Origin of the sequence: Cytobacillus massiliigabonensis, from assembly GCF_900199725.1 — a bacterium.
GTDB classification, from domain to species: domain Bacteria; phylum Bacillota; class Bacilli; order Bacillales; family Cytobacillaceae; genus Cytobacillus; species Cytobacillus massiliigabonensis.
In genome coordinates, this window is sequence record NZ_LT904904.1 from 1,254,882 (window position 1) to 1,273,985 (window position 19,104).

The 19,104-nt window shown below is 38.6% G+C and carries 14 protein-coding genes; 13 read left to right on the forward strand and 1 reads right to left on the reverse strand.

Going from position 1 to position 19,104, the window contains the following annotated elements:
• Positions 1-35: 35 nt before the first annotated feature.
• The 3 genes from pfkA (at position 36) to C1726_RS17310 (ending at position 3,314) form a co-directional block, all read left to right on the forward strand.
• Entirely contained in the window at positions 36-995 is a 960-nt protein-coding gene (gene pfkA / locus C1726_RS17300; RefSeq protein ID WP_102274289.1) for a 6-phosphofructokinase, read from the forward strand.
• 88 nt (positions 996-1,083) lie between these two features.
• A complete protein-coding gene (pyk, locus tag C1726_RS17305; protein ID WP_102274290.1) occupies positions 1,084-2,844 on the forward strand; it encodes a pyruvate kinase in 1,761 nt (586 codons plus the stop codon).
• Between the two features lie 83 nt (positions 2,845-2,927).
• Positions 2,928-3,314, forward strand: a complete 387-nt coding sequence (locus tag C1726_RS17310; protein WP_102274291.1) for an FxsA family protein — start codon at positions 2,928-2,930, stop codon at positions 3,312-3,314.
• Positions 3,315-3,507: 193 nt separating this feature from the next.
• Here the strand turns inward: C1726_RS17310 and ytvI are convergent, their stop codons facing one another.
• The gene (gene ytvI / locus C1726_RS17315; protein ID WP_102274292.1) at positions 3,508-4,632 is read right to left on the reverse strand and encodes a sporulation integral membrane protein YtvI; all 1,125 of its coding nucleotides are present in this window, start codon (positions 4,630-4,632) and stop codon (positions 3,508-3,510) included.
• Between the two features lie 666 nt (positions 4,633-5,298).
• Between ytvI and citZ the strand changes: the two genes are divergently transcribed.
• From citZ to mutM, 10 genes are all read left to right on the forward strand, one after another.
• The gene (gene citZ, locus C1726_RS17320; RefSeq protein ID WP_102274293.1) at positions 5,299-6,417 is read left to right on the forward strand and encodes a citrate synthase; all 1,119 of its coding nucleotides are present in this window, start codon (positions 5,299-5,301) and stop codon (positions 6,415-6,417) included.
• Positions 6,418-6,703: 286 nt separating this feature from the next.
• Complete coding sequence (icd, locus tag C1726_RS17325) at positions 6,704-7,972, forward strand: NADP-dependent isocitrate dehydrogenase (RefSeq protein ID WP_102274294.1); 1,269 nt, start codon at positions 6,704-6,706, stop codon at positions 7,970-7,972.
• Between the two features lie 223 nt (positions 7,973-8,195).
• The gene (mdh, locus tag C1726_RS17330) at positions 8,196-9,134 is read left to right on the forward strand and encodes a malate dehydrogenase (protein ID WP_102274295.1); all 939 of its coding nucleotides are present in this window, start codon (positions 8,196-8,198) and stop codon (positions 9,132-9,134) included.
• 183 nt (positions 9,135-9,317) lie between these two features.
• Positions 9,318-9,794: a MaoC/PaaZ C-terminal domain-containing protein gene (locus C1726_RS17335; protein ID WP_102274296.1), complete on the forward strand. Its 477-nt coding sequence runs from the start codon at positions 9,318-9,320 to the stop codon at positions 9,792-9,794.
• Positions 9,795-10,269: 475 nt separating this feature from the next.
• Positions 10,270-10,986, forward strand: a complete 717-nt coding sequence (locus tag C1726_RS17340; RefSeq protein ID WP_102274297.1) for a response regulator transcription factor — start codon at positions 10,270-10,272, stop codon at positions 10,984-10,986.
• Positions 10,983-12,755 carry a two-component system histidine kinase PnpS gene (gene pnpS, locus C1726_RS17345; RefSeq protein WP_102274298.1) on the forward strand — a complete coding sequence of 591 codons (1,773 nt, stop codon included), beginning with the start codon at positions 10,983-10,985 and terminating at the stop codon, positions 12,753-12,755. The genes C1726_RS17340 and pnpS overlap by 4 nt, the downstream gene beginning before the upstream one ends.
• A 412-nt stretch (positions 12,756-13,167) precedes the next feature.
• Positions 13,168-14,133 carry an FtsH protease activity modulator HflK gene (gene hflK, locus C1726_RS17350; RefSeq protein WP_102274299.1) on the forward strand — a complete coding sequence of 322 codons (966 nt, stop codon included), beginning with the start codon at positions 13,168-13,170 and terminating at the stop codon, positions 14,131-14,133.
• Entirely contained in the window at positions 14,126-15,061 is a 936-nt protein-coding gene (hflC, locus tag C1726_RS17355; protein ID WP_102274300.1) for a protease modulator HflC, read from the forward strand. Before hflK ends, hflC begins: the two co-directional genes overlap by 8 nt.
• A gap of 97 nt (positions 15,062-15,158) precedes the next feature.
• The gene (polA, locus tag C1726_RS17360; protein WP_102274301.1) at positions 15,159-17,789 is read left to right on the forward strand and encodes a DNA polymerase I; all 2,631 of its coding nucleotides are present in this window, start codon (positions 15,159-15,161) and stop codon (positions 17,787-17,789) included.
• A 53-nt stretch (positions 17,790-17,842) separates the two neighbouring features.
• A complete protein-coding gene (mutM, locus tag C1726_RS17365; protein ID WP_102274302.1) occupies positions 17,843-18,670 on the forward strand; it encodes a DNA-formamidopyrimidine glycosylase in 828 nt (275 codons plus the stop codon).
• Positions 18,671-19,104: the final 434 nt, after the last annotated feature.

The window sequence follows — 19,104 nt, forward strand, 5'->3', positions numbered from 1 at the left end:
CATTCAGTTATTGGAAATTTTTCGAGGTGATCCATTTGAAAAGAATTGGCGTACTGACAAGCGGGGGAGATTCTCCCGGTATGAATGCGGCTGTTCGGGCAGTAGTTCGAAAGGCAATCTATCATAATGTTGAAATTTACGGAATATATGGCGGCTATTCAGGATTAATAAACGGGAATATTAAGAAACTTGAACTAGGTTCTGTTGGAGACATCATCCATCGGGGCGGTACGATTCTTTATTCAGCGAGATGCGAAGAATTTAGAACGAAGGAAGGTCAGCAAAAAGGGATTGAGCAATTAAAAAAGCATGGGATTGAAGGTCTTGTTGTTATCGGCGGGGATGGTTCGTACCGGGGGGCAAAAGCGTTGACTGAACAAGGATTTCCATGTTCAGGTGTACCTGGGACAATTGATAATGATATTGAAGGAACACAGTTTACTATTGGCTTTGATACAGCATTAAATACTGTTATCGATGCAATTGACAAAATTCGTGATACCGCAACCTCTCACGAACGAACATTTATCATTGAGGTAATGGGAAGAAATGCTGGTGATATCGCACTTTGGTCAGGACTTGCAGGTGGTGCGGAAACGATTTTGATTCCAGAAGAAAATTATAATATGGATGAAATTGCTTCCAGATTAATGAAGGGCCATGAACGCGGCAAGAAACATAGTATTATTATCGTTGCTGAGGGTGTATCAAGCGGCATGGAATTTGCGAAAGAGCTGGAAGAAGCAACTAATTTTGATACAAGGGTTTCTGTTCTAGGCCATATGCAGCGCGGCGGTTCACCTACTGCTTTTGATCGTGTCCTGGCAAGTCGTTTAGGTGCACGAGCGGTAGAACTTTTGCTGGAGGGCAAGGGAGGACGTGCTGTAGGGATTGTAAATAATCAGGTGGTTGATCATGATATTATTGATATTCTCGACAAAGAGCACGTAATTGATATGGATTTATATAAATTATCAAAAGAGCTTTCTATTTAATTTTATGGAAAGCAAGAGTACAATTAGATGACTGTCTAGTCTTAAGATAATAGACGTTTTTCGCTTTTCATTGAGGAGGAGTTATAGTATGCGCAAAACAAAGATTGTATGTACGATTGGACCAGCAAGTGAGAGTGTTGAAAAATTAATTCAGCTTATTGAATCGGGTATGAATGTTGCACGTTTGAATTTTTCACATGGCAATTTTGAAGAACATGGCATGCGAATTCAAAATATTCGTGAAGCAGCAAAACGAACAGGAAAAACAATTGCCATTCTTTTAGATACAAAAGGACCAGAAATTCGCACACATAATATGAAAAATGATGCGATTGAATTAGTTGCTGGAAATGATATTATTGTATCTATGATTGAAGTAGAAGGTACAACGGAGAAATTTTCTGTTACATATCCTGGTTTAATTGATGATATTCATACAGGTTCAAAGATTTTGCTAGATGATGGATTAATTGGCCTTGAAGTGACAAAAATTGACCAGGAAGCGAAAGAAATCTATACGAAAATATTAAATACTGGCACATTAAAAAATAAAAAGGGTGTTAACATACCAGGTGTTTCTGTCAACTTGCCAGGTATCACTGAAAAAGATGCGAAAGACATCCTTTTTGGAATTGAACAAGGAATTGATTTTATCGCAGCCTCCTTTGTTCGCAGAGCTTCAGATGTTTTAGAAATTAGGCAGCTTTTAGAAGAGAATAATGCCTCCTATATAAATATCATTCCAAAAATTGAAAATCAGGAGGGCGTCGATAAAATCGATGAAATCCTTGAGGTTTCAGATGGTTTAATGGTTGCAAGGGGAGATCTAGGGGTCGAAATTCCAGCTGAAGAAGTTCCATTAGTTCAAAAGGAATTAATCAAAAAATGTAATGCTCAAGGAAAACCAGTTATTACGGCTACTCAAATGCTCGATTCTATGCAGCGAAATCCACGCCCGACCCGCGCGGAAGCTAGCGATGTTGCTAATGCTATATTTGATGGGACAGATGCGATCATGCTTTCAGGTGAGACAGCTGCTGGAACTTACCCGGTTGAGGCTGTTCAAACGATGCATAATATTGCTTCACGGGCTGAATCAGCATTAGCTCATAAAGAAATTTTATCTAATCGCAGTAAGGATAACGAACATAATATTACTGATGCGATTGGCCAATCGGTTGCACATACGGCATTAAATTTAGATGTAAACGCGATTATAACTCCGACTGAAAGTGGTCATACAGCGAGAATGATTTCTAAATATCGTCCAAAGGCGCCTATCGTAGCTGTTACATCCAATGACCATGTATCACGTCGCCTTGCTTTAGCTTGGGGCGTTTACCCGTGTATTGGCAAAAAAGCTACAACTACAGATGATATGCTAGATACAGCTGTGGAAGAAAGCTTAAATAGCGGAATTGTATCATCTGGTGATTTAGTTGTCATTACAGCAGGTGTACCAGTAGGTGAGGCTGGAACAACGAATCTTATGAAAATTCATGTAGTAGGCGATATTCTTGCGAAAGCACAGGGGATTGGCCGTAAGTCTGCGTTTGGAAAGGTTGTCATTGCCCGTAATGCTGCTGAAGCTTTAGCTAAAGTTACGGAAGGATCGATATTAGTAACAATTGGCTCTGATCGTGAGATGGTGCCAGCAATTGAAAAATGCAGTGCACTAATAACTGAAGAGGGCGGGCTGACAAGCCATGCTGCCGTCGTTGGTTTAAATGTAGGGATTCCAGTTATTGTTGGCGCAGAAAATGCTACAACCATACTAAAAGACGGGCAGGAAATTACCGTTGATTCCAATCGTGGTGTGATCTACAACGGCCATGCAAGTGTTCTATAAATGACTAGAGCTCAAATTATATAAACAATTGAATTTCTGCTATAATGGAATGGAGATTAATCCATTATAAAAGAGGTGGCATCATGCGCTACTTACTCTTACTAATTATCATTGTACCTGCTGCGGAAATTGGTGTTTTGCTGCTGTCAGGCAATTTGATTGGTGTATGGCCTACGTTAGGAGTCATTCTTTTTACAGGCGTTCTAGGTGCTTATCTTGCAAAAAAGCAGGGACTAGAAACGATAAGAAAAGCGCAGGACCAGCTTCGTTATGGGCAATTGCCAGGTGAGGCAATTTTAGAAGGCATTTGTATTTTAGCAGGCGGAATTTTCTTGCTTACCCCAGGATTTATTACTGATATTACAGGTCTTTTGCTGCTGGCTCCACCAACACAATCCTTATTTAAAAAGCTGATTTTAAAAGGTTTTAGAAGATGGATGGATAGAAATACGGTTACGATTATACGATAATGAAAGAGAAAAAGGTCACTCCTGGAGAGTGACCTTTTTTTTGTGGTTTGGCGAATATTATTGATGTAACGGCGAATATATCTTATATTTGTCCAATAAAATGCGGTGGACGGCGAATATATCTTATTTTTGTCCAATATAATTCCGTGGACAGTGAATATTACAGCGGATTGAGATATGTCATGTTTTTCATCTAGGCTTTGTTTTCATTTTTTCCTATGATAAATGCCCAAATATCACGGAATACGTTTGCTCGATGCAAGGTAGTTAAAATAACAAGGGTGACTGGTCCGACAATCAAACCAAGAAAGCCAATGAGCTTAAATCCAACAAATAGTGCAACCAATGTAGCAAGCGGGTCCATTCCGATATTAGACGATAATATTTTAGGCTCCATTACTTGCCGCTGCACAAGAACAATCACATATAAAACTCCTAACCCGATTGCCATGCTCATTTCTCCGGCTATCGCTTCATATATGATCCACGGAACGAAAATTAAACCCGTTCCCAAGTATGGAATGACATCAACAATTCCTGTAATTAAAGCAATTGTGATTGCATAATCTACTCGAAGGATTAGTAATCCAATTAGAATAATGACGGTCGTAATCGAAATTAATGTAGCCTGAGCCTTCACAAATCCAAATAACGCCTTTTTTAAATCGGCAAATACTGTTTTACCGCTTGCTCTTGCACGGCTAGGAATAAGCTTGCTGCCAAGTGTTGAGAGGCGATACCAATCCTTACTAATGAAAAATGTTCCTAGCAAAGAGAAAATCAGCACAGTTGCAGCATTAGGAAACCAGGAAATAATATTAGGGATTTTCCCAAAAAAGTTTTGGATGAAAGCACCGACTGTTGTGCCGATATGACTTCCAACATTTTTAATATTTTCTACGATTGTATCCTGTTGTCCTGTATCTAAATCCTTGAATAGGCTAGTCAGCTGATTATAAAGTGGAATGATCTGAGCTGCAAAGAATTCCTCTATATAATTAATCAGCGTATCTAAATGCTTTGGTACGACATTCGAAAGATAGTCTGCACCAGAAACAATTTCTGCAATTAGTAAAGTAATCAGTCCAGCAAAGACCCCGATGATGATGATGATGCTTACAAGAACAGCTAGTGAGCGTGGCATTCTGCCTCTTTTTTCTAGGAAGTTTACAAGTGGATTAATTAGAAATGCGATGGCGAATCCGATAATGAAAGGATATGTTACTTTAGATAAATAAAAACAGCTTAAGAGCAGGAGCACAACGAAGCCGATCACAAAAAGAAATCTTAATGTCCTATGTAAATATACAGGATTCAAAAAAATACCTCCTATTTTTTAGGAATGTTAATTATCTTTCATCATACACCATTCCAATACGAGTTATAAATGCAAAAGGATTCAAATTTACCCTGGATAATAAGGAAATATTGTTAATCTATCTTTTATAAGATGACAGAATAAAAAGCAATATATTTTTAATATTTATAAAGTTATGTTAGAATAGCTTAATAGTAGAAAAGTTGTAGAAAACTGTTTAGGCATCATTCAATGCTTTTTCAAATTCTTATTTAGCAAAGGAATGTAAATAACTTTTCTTGAAAAATAATAATTTTTTCACATTTTCGCCACTTTTCATTCACAAAAGTCAGATAATTGTTTATAATAGGACTTAAGTGTACAACCATTTTCATAGGGCTCTTGAAAATTTTATTTCATCCTATTATTCTAGTATTTTTATCTAATTTTTTTGTGTAAAAATGTAAGCATTTTCTTTTCATTATGTCGAGCAGTCGCTCATTGTTGATGATAGTTTGTTTTTTTATGTTTGGTCTGTAGTCCGGCGTATTAGTCGGATTTAAAAGGCTGAAATTACGCCTTTAAATATCAGAATATTTTTTCAAAGGTTAAATGATGGGATTTAACTTCAAAAGTATTACAGACAAAGGGTATGGGGAAATTTATTATGTAAAGGAGAGATTCAGTATGACAGCAACACGCGGACTCGAAGGGGTAGTAGCTACTACATCATCTATAAGCTCTATCATTGATGATACTTTAACTTATGTTGGTTATAATATTGATGATTTGGCTGTAAATGCAAGTTTTGAAGAAGTAATTTATCTTTTATGGCATAGAAAGCTTCCAACTCAAGCGGAGCTTACGGAATTAAAAAATCAGTTAGCTGACAATGCAGGGCTGCCTAAGGAAGTATTAGACCATTTCAAGATGTATCCGATCGATCAAGTGCACCCTATGGCTGCTCTTCGTTCAGCTGTTTCTCTTTTAGGATTGTATGATGATGACGCGGATTTAATGGAAACAGAAGCAAATTATAATAAAGCAATTCGCTTGCAAGCAAAAATGCCTTCAATTGTAGCAGCATTTGCTCGAGTAAGAAAAGGTTTAGAGCCGATTGCTCCTAGAAAAGACCTTGGTTTTGCAGCGAATTTCTTATATATGTTATCAGGCAAAGAACCAGAGCCTATCGCAGTTGAAGCAATTGATAAAGCTTTAGTTCTGCATGCTGACCATGAATTAAATGCTTCTACTTTCACTGCACGTGTATGTGTGGCAACTTTATCAGACGTTTATTCTGGAATTACAGCGGCCATCGGTGCCCTAAAGGGACCATTGCATGGGGGAGCTAATGAAGCAGTAATGAAAATGCTGACTGATATTGGCACACTTGAAAATGTAGATTCATATATTCGTGGGAAACTAGAAAAGAAAGAAAAAATCATGGGTTTTGGTCATCGTGTATACCGTAAAGGGGATCCACGTGCAAAACACTTAAGAGAAATGTCAAAGAAACTAACTGAACTTACTGGTGAACCACATTGGTATCAAATGTCTACTCAAATAGAGGAAATTGTAACTGGCGAGAAAAATCTGCCGCCAAATGTTGATTTCTATTCTGCTTCTGTCTATCACAGCTTAGGAATCGATCATGACTTATTTACACCAATCTTTGCTGTAAGCCGTGTATCTGGCTGGCTGGCCCATATTCTTGAGCAATATGAAAACAACCGTTTAATCCGCCCGCGTGCAGATTATACAGGTCCTGGCATGCAAGAATATGTTCCTGTAGGTCTGAGAGGCTAAATAGAAAAGAGCAAGCGGCTAGGCCCTAGCCGCTGGAACTGGACAAAGAAAAGCGCAAGCGGCTAGCCCAGGGGCGACAAGCATAGGCGCTGATTAGAAAACTTAATATTTTCAGAAACAGCATTTACTTTTATTTCAAAAGTTGCTGTAATAAAGAGAAGAAGGAGGGTTAGGGGCAGTGGCCTTCTAACCTTTGATTCTGATAGATGCAAGGCAGTTTTATATACATATAAAAGCCAAAGGCTTAAAAACTGCCGCTGCTTTTTAAAAATGGAGGGAATAAACAATGCAAGGTGAAAAAATCACGGTTAGCAATGGAGTATTAAACGTACCAAACAATCCAATCGTTCCATTTATTGAAGGAGACGGAACAGGTCCTGATATTTGGGCTTCAGCATCAAGAGTATTAGATGCAGCAGTAGAAAAGGCATATAAAGGTGAACGCAAAATAGTCTGGAAAGAAGTATTGGCGGGAGAAAAAGCATTCAATCAAACGGGAGAATGGCTGCCTTCAGAAACGTTAGACGTAATCAATGAATATTTAATCGCGATTAAAGGTCCTTTAACAACACCAATCGGTGGCGGGATTCGTTCATTAAACGTTGCTCTTCGTCAAGAATTAGATCTATTCGTATGTTTACGTCCTGTACGCTGGTTTGAAGGTGTGCCTTCACCTGTTAAGCGTCCTCAAGATACAGACATGGTTATTTTCCGCGAAAATACTGAGGATATCTACGCGGGAATTGAATATGCAAAAGGTTCAGATGAAGTGAAGAAGCTAATTGCTTTCCTTCAAGATGAAATGGGTGTGAATAAAATTCGTTTCCCTGAAACCTCTGGTATCGGAATTAAGCCAGTTTCAGAAGAAGGAACAAGCCGTCTAGTGCGTGCAGCAATTGACTATGCTATTAAAGAAGGTCGTAAATCCCTAACTTTAGTGCATAAAGGAAATATCATGAAATTCACTGAAGGCGCTTTTAAAAACTGGGGCTATGAGCTTGCAGAGAGAGAATACGGGGATAAGGTATTCACTTGGGCACAGTATGACCGCATTAAAGATGAGCAAGGTGCTGAAGCTGCAAATAAAGCTCAAGCAGATGCTGAAGCGGCAGGCAAAATTATCGTCAAAGATGCGATTGCAGATATTTTCTTACAGCAAATCCTTACTCGTCCAAAAGAATTTGACGTTGTTGCAACGATGAACCTAAACGGGGATTATATCTCTGATGCACTTGCTGCACAGGTTGGCGGAATTGGTATTGCTCCAGGAGCAAACATCAACTATGAAACAGGTCATGCCATTTTTGAAGCAACTCATGGAACAGCTCCGAAATATGCGGGATTAGATAAAGTAAATCCTTCATCTGTTATCCTTTCAGGTGTATTAATGCTTGAACATTTAGGCTGGAACGAAGCTGCAGATATGATTGTAAAATCAATGGAAAAATCAATTGCTTCTAAAGTTGTCACTTACGACTTTGCTCGTCTAATGGATGGTGCAACAGAAGTGAAATGCTCTGAGTTTGGTGATGAATTAATCAAAAATATGGAGTAATGAAATGCGGAAGCGCCTCGATCAGCCCCGACAATCATAAGACAAAGCACGCAGGAAATCCTGATTTCTGGAGTGATTTGGCTTAGACTTACGGAGCTAGGCGCTGGAGCTAGACAGTTGTCCGCTCAAAAGTGGTATACTTTATATATGTTATTAGGAGGCTGTTCTTGGATCAAGAACAGCCCTCCTTGCATATATCATAATTTTCGAGGAGGAACGAGTCATGTCATTGAAACGTAAAAAGATTTCCGTTATTGGTGGAGGCTTTACTGGTGCAACTACTGCATTCCTGCTAGCACAAAAGGAATTAGGGGATGTTGTTTTGGTAGACATTCCACAAATGGAAAACCCAACAAAGGGAAAAGCTCTAGATATGCTTGAAGCAAGCCCTGTTCAAGGATTTGATGCTAACATTACCGGCACTTCCAGCTATGAAGATACAGCTGATTCAGATATCGTAGTTGTAACGGCTGGAATTGCGCGTAAGCCTGGCATGAGCCGTGATGATTTAGTGCAAACAAACCAAAAAATAATGAAAAGTGTTGCACAAGAGATTGCAAAGCATTCTCCTAATTGTTTCATCGTTGTTTTAACAAATCCAGTTGATGCAATGACATATACTATTTTTAAAGAGTCTGGCTTCCCTAAAAACCGTGTAATTGGTCAATCGGGTGTTCTTGATACGGCTCGTTTCCGAACGTTTATTGCTCAAGAATTAAATCTGTCAGTTAAAGATATTACGGGCTTCGTTCTAGGCGGGCATGGAGATGATATGGTTCCGTTAGTACGCTACTCCTATGCAGGCGGGATCCCTTTAGAAACACTAATTTCAAAAGAGCGTCTTGAAGCAATTGTGGAACGCACGCGAAAAGGTGGCGGAGAAATTGTTAACTTACTAGGCAATGGCAGTGCTTATTATGCTCCAGCTGCATCATTAGTTGAAATGTGCGAAGCGATCCTTAAAGATCAGCGCCGAGTTCTTCCTTCCATAGCTTATCTTGAAGGGGAATATGGATATGATGGCATTTATTTAGGTGTTCCGACGATCCTTGGGGCAAATGGCATTGAAAAAGTAATAGAACTTGAATTAACAGCAGATGAAAAAGCAGCATTAGATAAATCGGCTGAAGCTGTAAGAAATGTAATGGCTGTTCTAGCATAATTTTTGCGCGATAGTAAGATAAATAAAAAAATTCGGGAAATTCCCGAATTTTTTTATTTAATTCCTTTTTTGGATAATATAATAGTGATATAATAGAATAAATAGACTGATAATTTTAATAATTATTAGCTATTTTTTTAAGTATCATTGAAATCGTTTACATAACTTTGGAGGTGCAGAAAAATGTTACTTGGGAAAAAAAGAAAATTAGGTAGAAAGATTGAAGAGATCTCTGCTGGGGAGAAATTAACTTTAACTGAAAAAATAGAAGATAAGGATTTACTATTATATTTAGGTTTAACGAATGATGCAAATCCACTTTATATTCAACATGATTATGCATCACAAACACCATACAAAAAGCCAATTGTTCCAAGTATCATGCTGAATGGGATTATTAATTCTGCTATTTCGAAATATCTCCCTGGACCAGGAAGCCATATTTTAAAGCAAGAAATTGAATTTTTAAAACCTGTTTATCACTATGGAACAGTACAATTTCTATTTGAAGTTACAGAGGTTAGCAATAGCAGCCATACGGTTCAAATAGAGGTAATTGGCACAAACGAGGATGAGGAAACAGTGATCAAAGGGAAATTACTTGTATGCCCTCCTCATCGCCTGAATAAAATGGAAGGCGAAGCGCTTGATAATTTTTAACTTAATCTGTTTTAAGAAGGGATGTGCAGTTGCATGTCTCTTTTTTCTTTGTAAAAAAGAAATTGTCGGTCTGATTAATTGAACAAGCCTTTATGTACGAAGTAATAACCGGCGCCGTGAAATTAGGCAGACCGACATTTACATAATTTGTTGTGAGCAGATTCTCATGAAAGTTTTTATTTGTTTAGTGTTACCCTTGTTCCAAATAGATACACAGTTTATATTAGAAGGGAAGAGATTAAATTTAACATTTTTAAGTGATAAGAAAGCAGGGTGCTGTCTAGCGCAAGCGCCCTAGCGGCTAATGTTCTTCGCCCACCTCCCTGCGTCAAGTTAACATCGGTTCACTATCGTTCACCGTGTTTCCTTTATCTCAGCCGGTGTGCTCCAGGTCATACGCCGCTGAACAGGGAGCTTGCGCTTTTCTTATAATCTTGGATGATTAATAGGGGAATATATCAACTTGGAGGCAAATATGGAGAAGACAATTCTTGTTGTTGATGATGAACAATCAATCCTAACCTTATTGGAGTATAATCTGCAGCATGCAGGCTTCAAAGTGATTACAGCGATGGATGGGGAGGAGGGAATTAACCAAGCCTTATCCCATCTCCCGGATTTAATCGTGTTAGATCTTATGCTTCCTAAACTTGATGGGATTGAGGTATGCAAACAGCTCCGTCAACAGAAGGTGTTCATACCTATATTAATGTTAACTGCAAAAGATGATGAGTTTGATAAAGTGCTTGGGCTGGAGTTGGGTGCAGATGACTATATGACAAAGCCGTTTAGTCCAAGAGAAGTGGTTGCAAGGGTAAAGGCTATTTTGCGGAGAACACAAATACAGATGGAAACACCAGTCATGACAGAGGAAGAGTCAGGTCATGTTCGTATTGCTGGTTTAAAAATTATTCCGGATCATTATGAAGCCTATATTGAAAATGAGCTATTAGAGTTAACACCAAAAGAATTCGAGCTTCTGTTATATTTAGCAAAAAATAAAGGACGGGTACTGACAAGGGATCAGCTTCTTAGTGCAGTATGGAACTATGACTTCGCAGGGGATACTCGAATTGTTGACGTACATATTAGCCATTTAAGAGAGAAGATTGAGCAAAATACAAAAAAGCCTGTATATATAAAAACCATTCGCGGATTAGGCTATAAGCTGGAGGAGCCGAAAGGAGAATGATAAAATTTCGAACCAGGCTTCTTTTCGCATTAATTACATTAATATTCGCTGTCCTCATTGGATTAGGACTTTTGCTGGGGCAGCTTTATAAAAGTTATTATTTAAATGCTTTCGATGAACGTTTAAAAAAAGAGACTGGAATGATTTCAAGTTATATTGAGGACGAGGGCGGCATACTAGCCCTAAAAAGTGGAACGATCCATACATTTAGCAAAGTATTAAATGCTCGTGTGACAATTGTTGATATATCAGGAGTCATTATTTATGATAGTAAACCGTTAAAGGACGCTAGCAGCTATGATGAACATCAATCGGTTATAAGAAGTATGATCAAAAAGGATGCGGCCGGTCATCATTTAATTGAGGCGGAAGACGGATATGACCTTCATTATTACTGGAGACCGATTGATCAATCAGGGGCAGATGAGGGTTTTGTTCTTTTAAGTACAAAAATGACAGAAATTAATAAAGCCTATCAGCAGATTTGGTGGATCTTAATCATTAGTCTAGGCTTTGCCTTCATTGTTATCCTTCTATTAGGAACTAGAATTATGAACCGTTATACAAAGCCTATTGAAGCTGCAACAAACACAGCAATTGAACTAGCTAAAGGAAACTATCGTGCTCGTACATATGAAGATCAGATTGATGAGACTGGCATGCTTAGTGCTTCAATCAATATCCTTGCAAGGAATCTTCAAGAAATGCGGAAGTCACAGGAAATGCATCAGGATCGACTTGCAGCACTTATCGAAAATATGGGAAGCGGCTTAATATTAATTGATAAGAAGGGCTATATCAGCTTAATCAATCGACCTTATAAAGAGCTATTTCGTGTTCATGATGCTGAGTATACGAATAAACTTTATTATGAAGTGATTCAGCATCAGGAAGTCACTTCCATAATCGAAGAGCTTTTTATGACGGAACAAAAGGTAAGGAAACAAATTTTTATCCCACTAAGTCACGGGAGACAGCATTTTGAAATATACGGCGTACCTATCATTGGAACAAATGATGTTTGGAAAGGGATTTTACTCGTATTTCATGATATTTCTGAATTGAAAAAGCTTGAACAAGTAAGAAAAGACTTCGTAGCAAATGTTTCTCATGAATTAAAAACACCTATTACTTCAATAAAAGGATTTTCTGAGACGCTTTTAGACGGGGCAATGGAGGATAAGGAAGCGCTAGAAGCTTTTTTGAACATCATTTTGCAGGAAAGTGATCGATTGCAATCGCTTATACAAGATCTTTTAGATCTATCCAAGATGGAACAGCTAGGTTTTCACCTTTCTATTCAACAATACAATTTAAAAACAACACTAGAAGAAGTATTAGCTATTTTGAATAAGAAGGCTGATGAAAAAGAGATTAAGCTTCAGTTTGAAGCGGATAGAGAATCCATTTTAATTGAAGGGGACGCAGATCGTCTGAAACAAGTCTTTCTAAATCTTGTTTCAAATGCCATCTCTTATACACCAAATGGCGGACAGGTTTTTCTGCGTATAAGTGAATCAGCAGCCAAAATATTTGTTGAAGTGAAGGATACTGGTATTGGAATGGAAGAGAGCGAAGTTCCAAGGATATTTGAAAGATTTTATCGTGTGGACAAAGCCCGCAGCCGAAATTCCGGGGGAACAGGTCTTGGACTTGCCATTGTGAAACATATTGTAGAGGCACATAAAGGGAACATCAGTGTCACCAGTGAAGTAGGGAAAGGAACGACATTTTTAATTGAGCTTAATAAACGGTTTCATGACGAATGATGGATAGCAAGCTTTTAATAAATTTACATGTTTTTTACAGCCGCTTTATAATCTCTTAATATCTGCCAGTTACAATAATAATTGAAAAACCCCTTCATCCAAGGAGTTAGAAAAAGGAGAAAGCAACCCCTGCTTTCTCCTTTTTCATATATCTTCTAGGATATAATAAAATTAATGTTGTGGATAACTTTGTAATAGGTTGTCTGCATCCAGCTCCAGCGCCTACCCCCTCGAGGTCACAAGCCAATCCTCCCAAAAAGGTAAAGAACACCTTTTTGGTGAGGTTCGTCTTGTGCTTGTCGGGGGTGATCAAGGCGCTTGCGCATTTGTAATTGTTTTGTCATATAATTGAAACCTTTTTATGATGAAATCGTATAAAAAGTTAGCGAAATGTTTTGAAGGGGGAGAGACAATGGTCAGTCTAAAGAGAATTTATACATTAACAGGACTAGTATTTTTAATCATTATATTAGGCATTACTGCCTTTACGACATGGTACACAGTCGATGAGTCTGATCAAGCGGTTATTTTAACCTTTGGAAAAGTTGAAGAAGGAATAACAGAGCCAGGTCTTCATTTTAAACTGCCATGGCCTATTCAAAGTGTAGAAAAGCTTTCAAAGGAAACATTTAGCCTTCAATTTGGTTATGAAGATAAGGGTAAGAAATCTAAAGATTTTCCTGAAGAAACAAAGATGATTACTGGGGATGAGAATATTGTCATGGCCGATCTTGTTGTTCAATGGAAGATTACTAATCCGGAGAAATATTTATATAATTCATCAAATCCGAAAGAGATTCTTCATGATGCTACGTCTGCATCCTTAAGGAGTATTATCGGAAGCTCAAATATTGATGATGCTTTGACATCTGGAAAAGCTGATATTGAGTCAGACGTAAGGGAGCTGCTAACATCACTAATACAAAAATATGATATTGGGATATCTGTCTTGGCGGTTAAGCTTCAGGATGTAGAGCTACCTAATGATGAAGTGCGAAAGGCATTCACAGATGTAACTGATGCGCGAGAAACTGCGAATACAAAAAAGAATGAAGCCCAAAAATACAGAAATCAAAAATTAAATGAAGCAAAAGGTGAGAAAGATGCGCTTATTTCGAGGGCAGAAGGGGAAAAAGCCGCTCGATTAGAAAGAGCCCGTGGAGATGTAGCAGTCTTCAATAAGTTATATGCAGAATACAAGAATAATCCGGATATTACGAGAGAGCGCCTTGTGATTGAAACCCTTGAGCAAGTGCTTCCAAATGCAGAAATTTATATTATGAATGATGACGGAAATACAATGAAATACTTCCCGATTCGTCCTTTAGAAAAAGAGGAGCCTAAGCCGAAAGCAGAAGGAAGTGAAAATAATGAGTGATCAAAATGTCGTTAATATGAATGAGCGTGGTGGAAACAATCTTCAATGGAGAAAGTATATTAAGCTTGGTATTTTCTTTGTCATCCTTTTTGTCTTAATTGGCATCCTTATTAGCAATCTTTTTGTTGTAAAGGAGGGGGAATATAAGGTAATCAGGCAGTTTGGGGAAGTAGTTAGAATAGAGAGTGAACCTGGTCTGACTTATAAAATTCCTTTTATCCAAAGTGTTTCTACCTTGCCTAAATATCAAATGACTTATGATGTATCTGAAGCAGAGATCAACACAAAGGATAAAAAGCGGATTATCATTGATAACTACGCAGTTTGGCGAATAGAGGATCCTAAGAAGATGATTGCTAACGCGAGAACATTGGAAAGTGCTGAATCGAGAATGGAAGAATTCATTTACTCCGTCACACGTACAGAGCTAGGTCAGCTTAATTATGAAGCGATCATTAATGAAGGGAAGTCTTCCAGAGGTTCATTAAATGACCGGATTACGGAAAAAGTGAATGAGCTGCTTAACAAGGATAATTACGGAATTGTTGTCACGGATGTACGAATGAAACGAACGGATTTGCCAGAAGAAAATGAGCAGTCTGTCTATACGAGAATGATTTCTGAACGTCAATCGAAAGCCCAGGAATATTTATCAAAAGGGGATGCGGATAAGAATGTCATCATCGCAAAAACTGATAAAGAGGTAAAAGAAATATTATCAAAGGCTCAAGCGGACGCTGAAGAAATTCGGGCTGAAGGGGAAGGCGGAGCTGCTAAAGTATATAATGAAGCTTTCTCAAAAGATCCTAGCTTCTATTCCTTGTACCGTACATTAGAATCCTATAAAAAGACAATCAATGGGGAAACAGTTATTGTCTTGCCATCTGATTCGCCATATGCCCGCTTATTAATGGGGAATACAAACTAAACACTTTATAAACCGTTATTTTTCATTCTTTATCTACTCATGATAAAATGGAGGAAAATAACGGTTTTTTGCTTTAGGCAAAGGAAGGAGAATTGTTTTGAAAAAGAAGCTTGTTTTAATTGACGGCAATAGCATTGCTTACCGTGCTTTTTTTGCCTTGCCTCTTCTGAACAATGATAAAGGGATTCATACGAACGCCGTTTATGGATTTACGATGATGCTAAATCGAATTCTTGAGGATGAAAAACCTACTCATCTATTAGTTGCATTTGATGCAGGAAAGACCACATTCCGACATAAGACATTTAGCGAGTATAAAGGAGGGAGACAAAAGACGCCGCCAGAGCTATCTGAACAGTTTCCCTTCATTCGTGAGCTGTTAGATGCTTATGGAATATCACGTTATGAATTAGAAAATTACGAAGCAGATGATATTATCGGTACGCTCTCCCTTCATGCTGAAAATGATGACTTTGAAGTGAAAGTTATTTCTGGTGATAAGGATTTAACACAATTAAGTTCAGAAAAAACAACTGTTTTAATTACTCGCAAAGGGATTACAGAAATTGAAAATTATACTCCTGCCTATATACAAGAAAAGTATGGAATTACACCCGATCGAATTATTGATATGAAAGGATTAATGGGGGATGCTTCAGATAATATCCCTGGTGTGCCAGGCGTTGGTGAAAAGACAGCACTTAAATTGCTTAAGGAATTTGGATCACTTGAGACTATACTATCTTCAGTTGATAAAGTTGGCGGGAATAAGCTGAAGGAAAAGCTAGAGGAATTTAAAGAACAGGCATTAATGAGTAAGGAATTAGCAACAATTACAAGAGAAGCGCCTATAGATATCGAGCTAAGTGAAGTCGAATACGAAGGGTATGAAAGAGACAAGGTAGTCAGCATTTATAAAGAACTAGGCTTCAATTCATTATTGGACAAGCTAAGCGGAGAAACAGGATCAGAAGAAGTTGAGCTTGATGATATTGAATATGAAGTTATTAATGAGATAACAGAGGATATTTTTTCAGATGAGAACGCTTTTTATATAGAAGTGCTGGAGGATAATTATCATTATGCTGATATTATTGGCTTTTCAATTGCTAATGATAAAGGAATCTTTTTTATTTCCACAGAGATAGCGTTAGCTTCACAAGCTTTTAAACAATGGGCAGAGGATGCTAGCAAAGAAAAAATTGTTTATGATGCGAAAAGGTCTGAGGTTTCCCTTCGCCATCATGGCATTCATTTAGCAGGAGTGAGCTTTGATCTCTTGATGGCATCCTACCTCATTAATCCATCTGCAACGATAGAGGATGTTGCCTCTGTTGCAAAAAGCCATGGCTATGAAGCCATTCAATCAGATGAAGTGTTCTATGGAAAAGGGGCCAAACGAAGGGTGCCAGAAGAAGGCATGTTAGCAATAAACCTGGCAAGAAAAGCTGCTGCATTAGAGGCTCTGAAAGATAAGCTTGATAAGGAATTGAAGGAGAATCAGCAAGCAGAGTTATTCTATGAATTAGAAATGCCTTTATCATTAATTCTTGCTGATATGGAATCCTGTGGGGTAAAAATGGATCTTGAACGATTAAAAGCCATGGGAGAAGAGATTCATTCAAAATTAGTTGGAATTGAGAGCCGAATACATGAATTAGCAGGAGAAAAGTTTAATATCAACTCGCCCAAACAGCTTGGGGTCATTCTTTTCGAAAAGCTAGGGCTTCCTGTTTATAAAAAAACAAAAACGGGTTATTCAACCTCAGCGGATGTTCTAGAGAAGCTTGAAACGAAGCATGAAATCGTTAGAGAAATCCTCAATTATCGTCAGCTTGGAAAACTTCAGTCCACGTATATCGAGGGCTTGCTTAAAATTGTCAACAAGGACAATGAAAAAGTGCATACAAGATTTAATCAGGCTTTAACACAAACAGGAAGGTTAAGTTCAACCGATCCGAACCTCCAGAATATCCCTATCCGTCTAGAAGAGGGAAGAAAAATTAGGCAGGCATTTATCCCTTCTGAAAAAGACTGGGTTATCTTTGCTGCTGATTATTCGCAGATTGAGCTTCGGGTACTTGCGCATATTGCTAAGGATGATAAGCTGATCGATGCCTTTAATCACGATATGGATATCCATACAAAAACAGCGATGGAAGTATTTCATGTTAGTGAAGAGGATGTTACTTCCAACATGCGCCGTCATGCCAAAGCAGTTAACTTTGGGATTGTATATGGAATTAGTGATTATGGTTTATCCCAAAGCCTTGGGATTACACGAAAAGAAGCAGGTCAATTTATAGAGCGTTATTTAGAAAGCTATCCAGGGGTCAAAGCATATATGGAAGATATTGTTGCCGATGCCAAGCAAAAAGGGTATGTCTCAACCCTTCTTCATCGCAGAAGATATCTTCCTGAAATCACGAGCCGTAATTTTAATCTGCGCAGCTTTGCAGAACGGACAGCGATGAATACCCCTATTCAAGGAAGCGCAGCAGATATTATCAAAAAAGCAATGATAGATATGGCAGCACGTTTGAAAAGTGAGAACTTAAAAACGCGTTTACTACTACAAGTGCATGATGAATTGATCTTTGAAGCACCAAAGGATGAAATCGAGGTTTTGAAGAAAATTGTCCCAGAGGTAATGGAAAACGCAGTGGAGCTTGAGGTTCCGCTTAAAGTTGATTACGCTTTTGGACCAACATGGTTTGATGCTAAATAAGAAATGATTGATGGGCATATTGCCTTAAAGATTCTACAGGAAGTGATATAGCAATGCCTGAATTACCAGAGGTAGAAACCGTCCGCAGGACATTATTGGAATTAGTAAGTAATAAAGAAATTGAACATGTTTCGGTTTTTTGGCCCAAAATTATTAAACATCCGGAAGAAATAGCTCAATTTCAGGATGCATTAGTTGGACAGACTGTACAGGATATTGGAAGAAGAGGGAAATTTTTAATTCTTTACACGGATGACTACGCCCTTGTTTCTCATTTGAGAATGGAAGGGAAATACGGCGTATTTCAAAAAATAGAGCCCGTAGATAAGCATACCCATGTAATCTTCCATTTTACCGATGGAACTGAGTTGCGTTATAAGGATGTACGGAAATTTGGAACCATGCACCTTTATATGAAAGGGCAGGAATTCAGCACACTCCCGCTATCACAATTAGGACCGGAGCCATTTTCTGCAGACTTTACGGTTGAAGCATTGGCTTCTAAGCTCGCGAAAACAAAAAGAAATATAAAGGCTGTTCTCCTTGATCAAAAAGTTGTAGTAGGTCTTGGGAATATTTATGTGGATGAAGCATTATTCCGATCAGGAATTCATCCAGAAAGAGCTGCAGATGATTTAACAAGAGAAGAGATGGAAAGACTTCATCAGGAAATTTCAGATACCTTATCAGAAGCAGTACAAAAAGGGGGGAGTACGATTCGATCGTACGTAAACTCTCAAGGGCAAATTGGCATGTTTCAGCTTGAGCTATTTGTCTATGGCAGAAAAGGTGAAGACTGCAAGGCATGCGGAAGCACACTTGAAAGAATTGTTTCAGGTGGACGCGGAACTGTCTTTTGTCCAAAGTGCCAGGTTAAATAAGTTCCTAAAAAGGGGCTAAACCAAGCCGCCTCCGCATGTCATGATGTCCAGCTGCGGCGGCTAGGGGCTCGAGGTCATAAGCCAACTCGTCAAGAAGGCTAAAGAACAGCCTTCTCGCCGATTCGTCTTATGCTTGTCGCCCCTGATCGTGCCGCCTCCGCATTTCATGATGTCTAGCTGCGGCGGCTAGGGGCTCGAGGTCATAAGCCAACTCGTCAAGAAGGCTAAAGAACAGCCTTCTCGCCGATTCGTCTTATGCTTGTCGCCCCTGATCGTGCCGCCTCCGCATTTCGAGATGTCAAGCTGCGGCTCCTAGCCCCTCGAGGTCATAAGCAAATCTGGCTAGAAGGTTAAAGAACAACCTTCCATCCAGCTAGTCTTATGCTTGTCGGGGCTGAGCAAGGTGCTTCCGCATTTCGAGATGTCTAGCTGCA

Bases quoted from the DNA above. Each gene is read 5' to 3' on its own strand.
- citZ (WP_102274293.1), top strand. From the start codon at position 5,299: ATGACAGCAACACGCGGACTCGAAGGGGTAGTAGCTACTACATCATCT.
- mdh (WP_102274295.1), top strand. From the start codon at position 8,196: ATGTCATTGAAACGTAAAAAGATTTCCGTTATTGGTGGAGGCTTTACT.
- hflK (WP_102274299.1), top strand. From the start codon at position 13,168: ATGGTCAGTCTAAAGAGAATTTATACATTAACAGGACTAGTATTTTTA.
- C1726_RS17310 (WP_102274291.1), top strand. From the start codon at position 2,928: ATGCGCTACTTACTCTTACTAATTATCATTGTACCTGCTGCGGAAATT.
- C1726_RS17340 (WP_102274297.1), top strand. From the start codon at position 10,270: ATGGAGAAGACAATTCTTGTTGTTGATGATGAACAATCAATCCTAACC.
- hflC (WP_102274300.1), top strand. From the start codon at position 14,126: ATGAGTGATCAAAATGTCGTTAATATGAATGAGCGTGGTGGAAACAAT.
- C1726_RS17335 (WP_102274296.1), top strand. From the start codon at position 9,318: ATGTTACTTGGGAAAAAAAGAAAATTAGGTAGAAAGATTGAAGAGATC.
- icd (WP_102274294.1), top strand. From the start codon at position 6,704: ATGCAAGGTGAAAAAATCACGGTTAGCAATGGAGTATTAAACGTACCA.
- pnpS (WP_102274298.1), top strand. From the start codon at position 10,983: ATGATAAAATTTCGAACCAGGCTTCTTTTCGCATTAATTACATTAATA.
- mutM (WP_102274302.1), top strand. From the start codon at position 17,843: ATGCCTGAATTACCAGAGGTAGAAACCGTCCGCAGGACATTATTGGAA.
- pyk (WP_102274290.1), top strand. From the start codon at position 1,084: ATGCGCAAAACAAAGATTGTATGTACGATTGGACCAGCAAGTGAGAGT.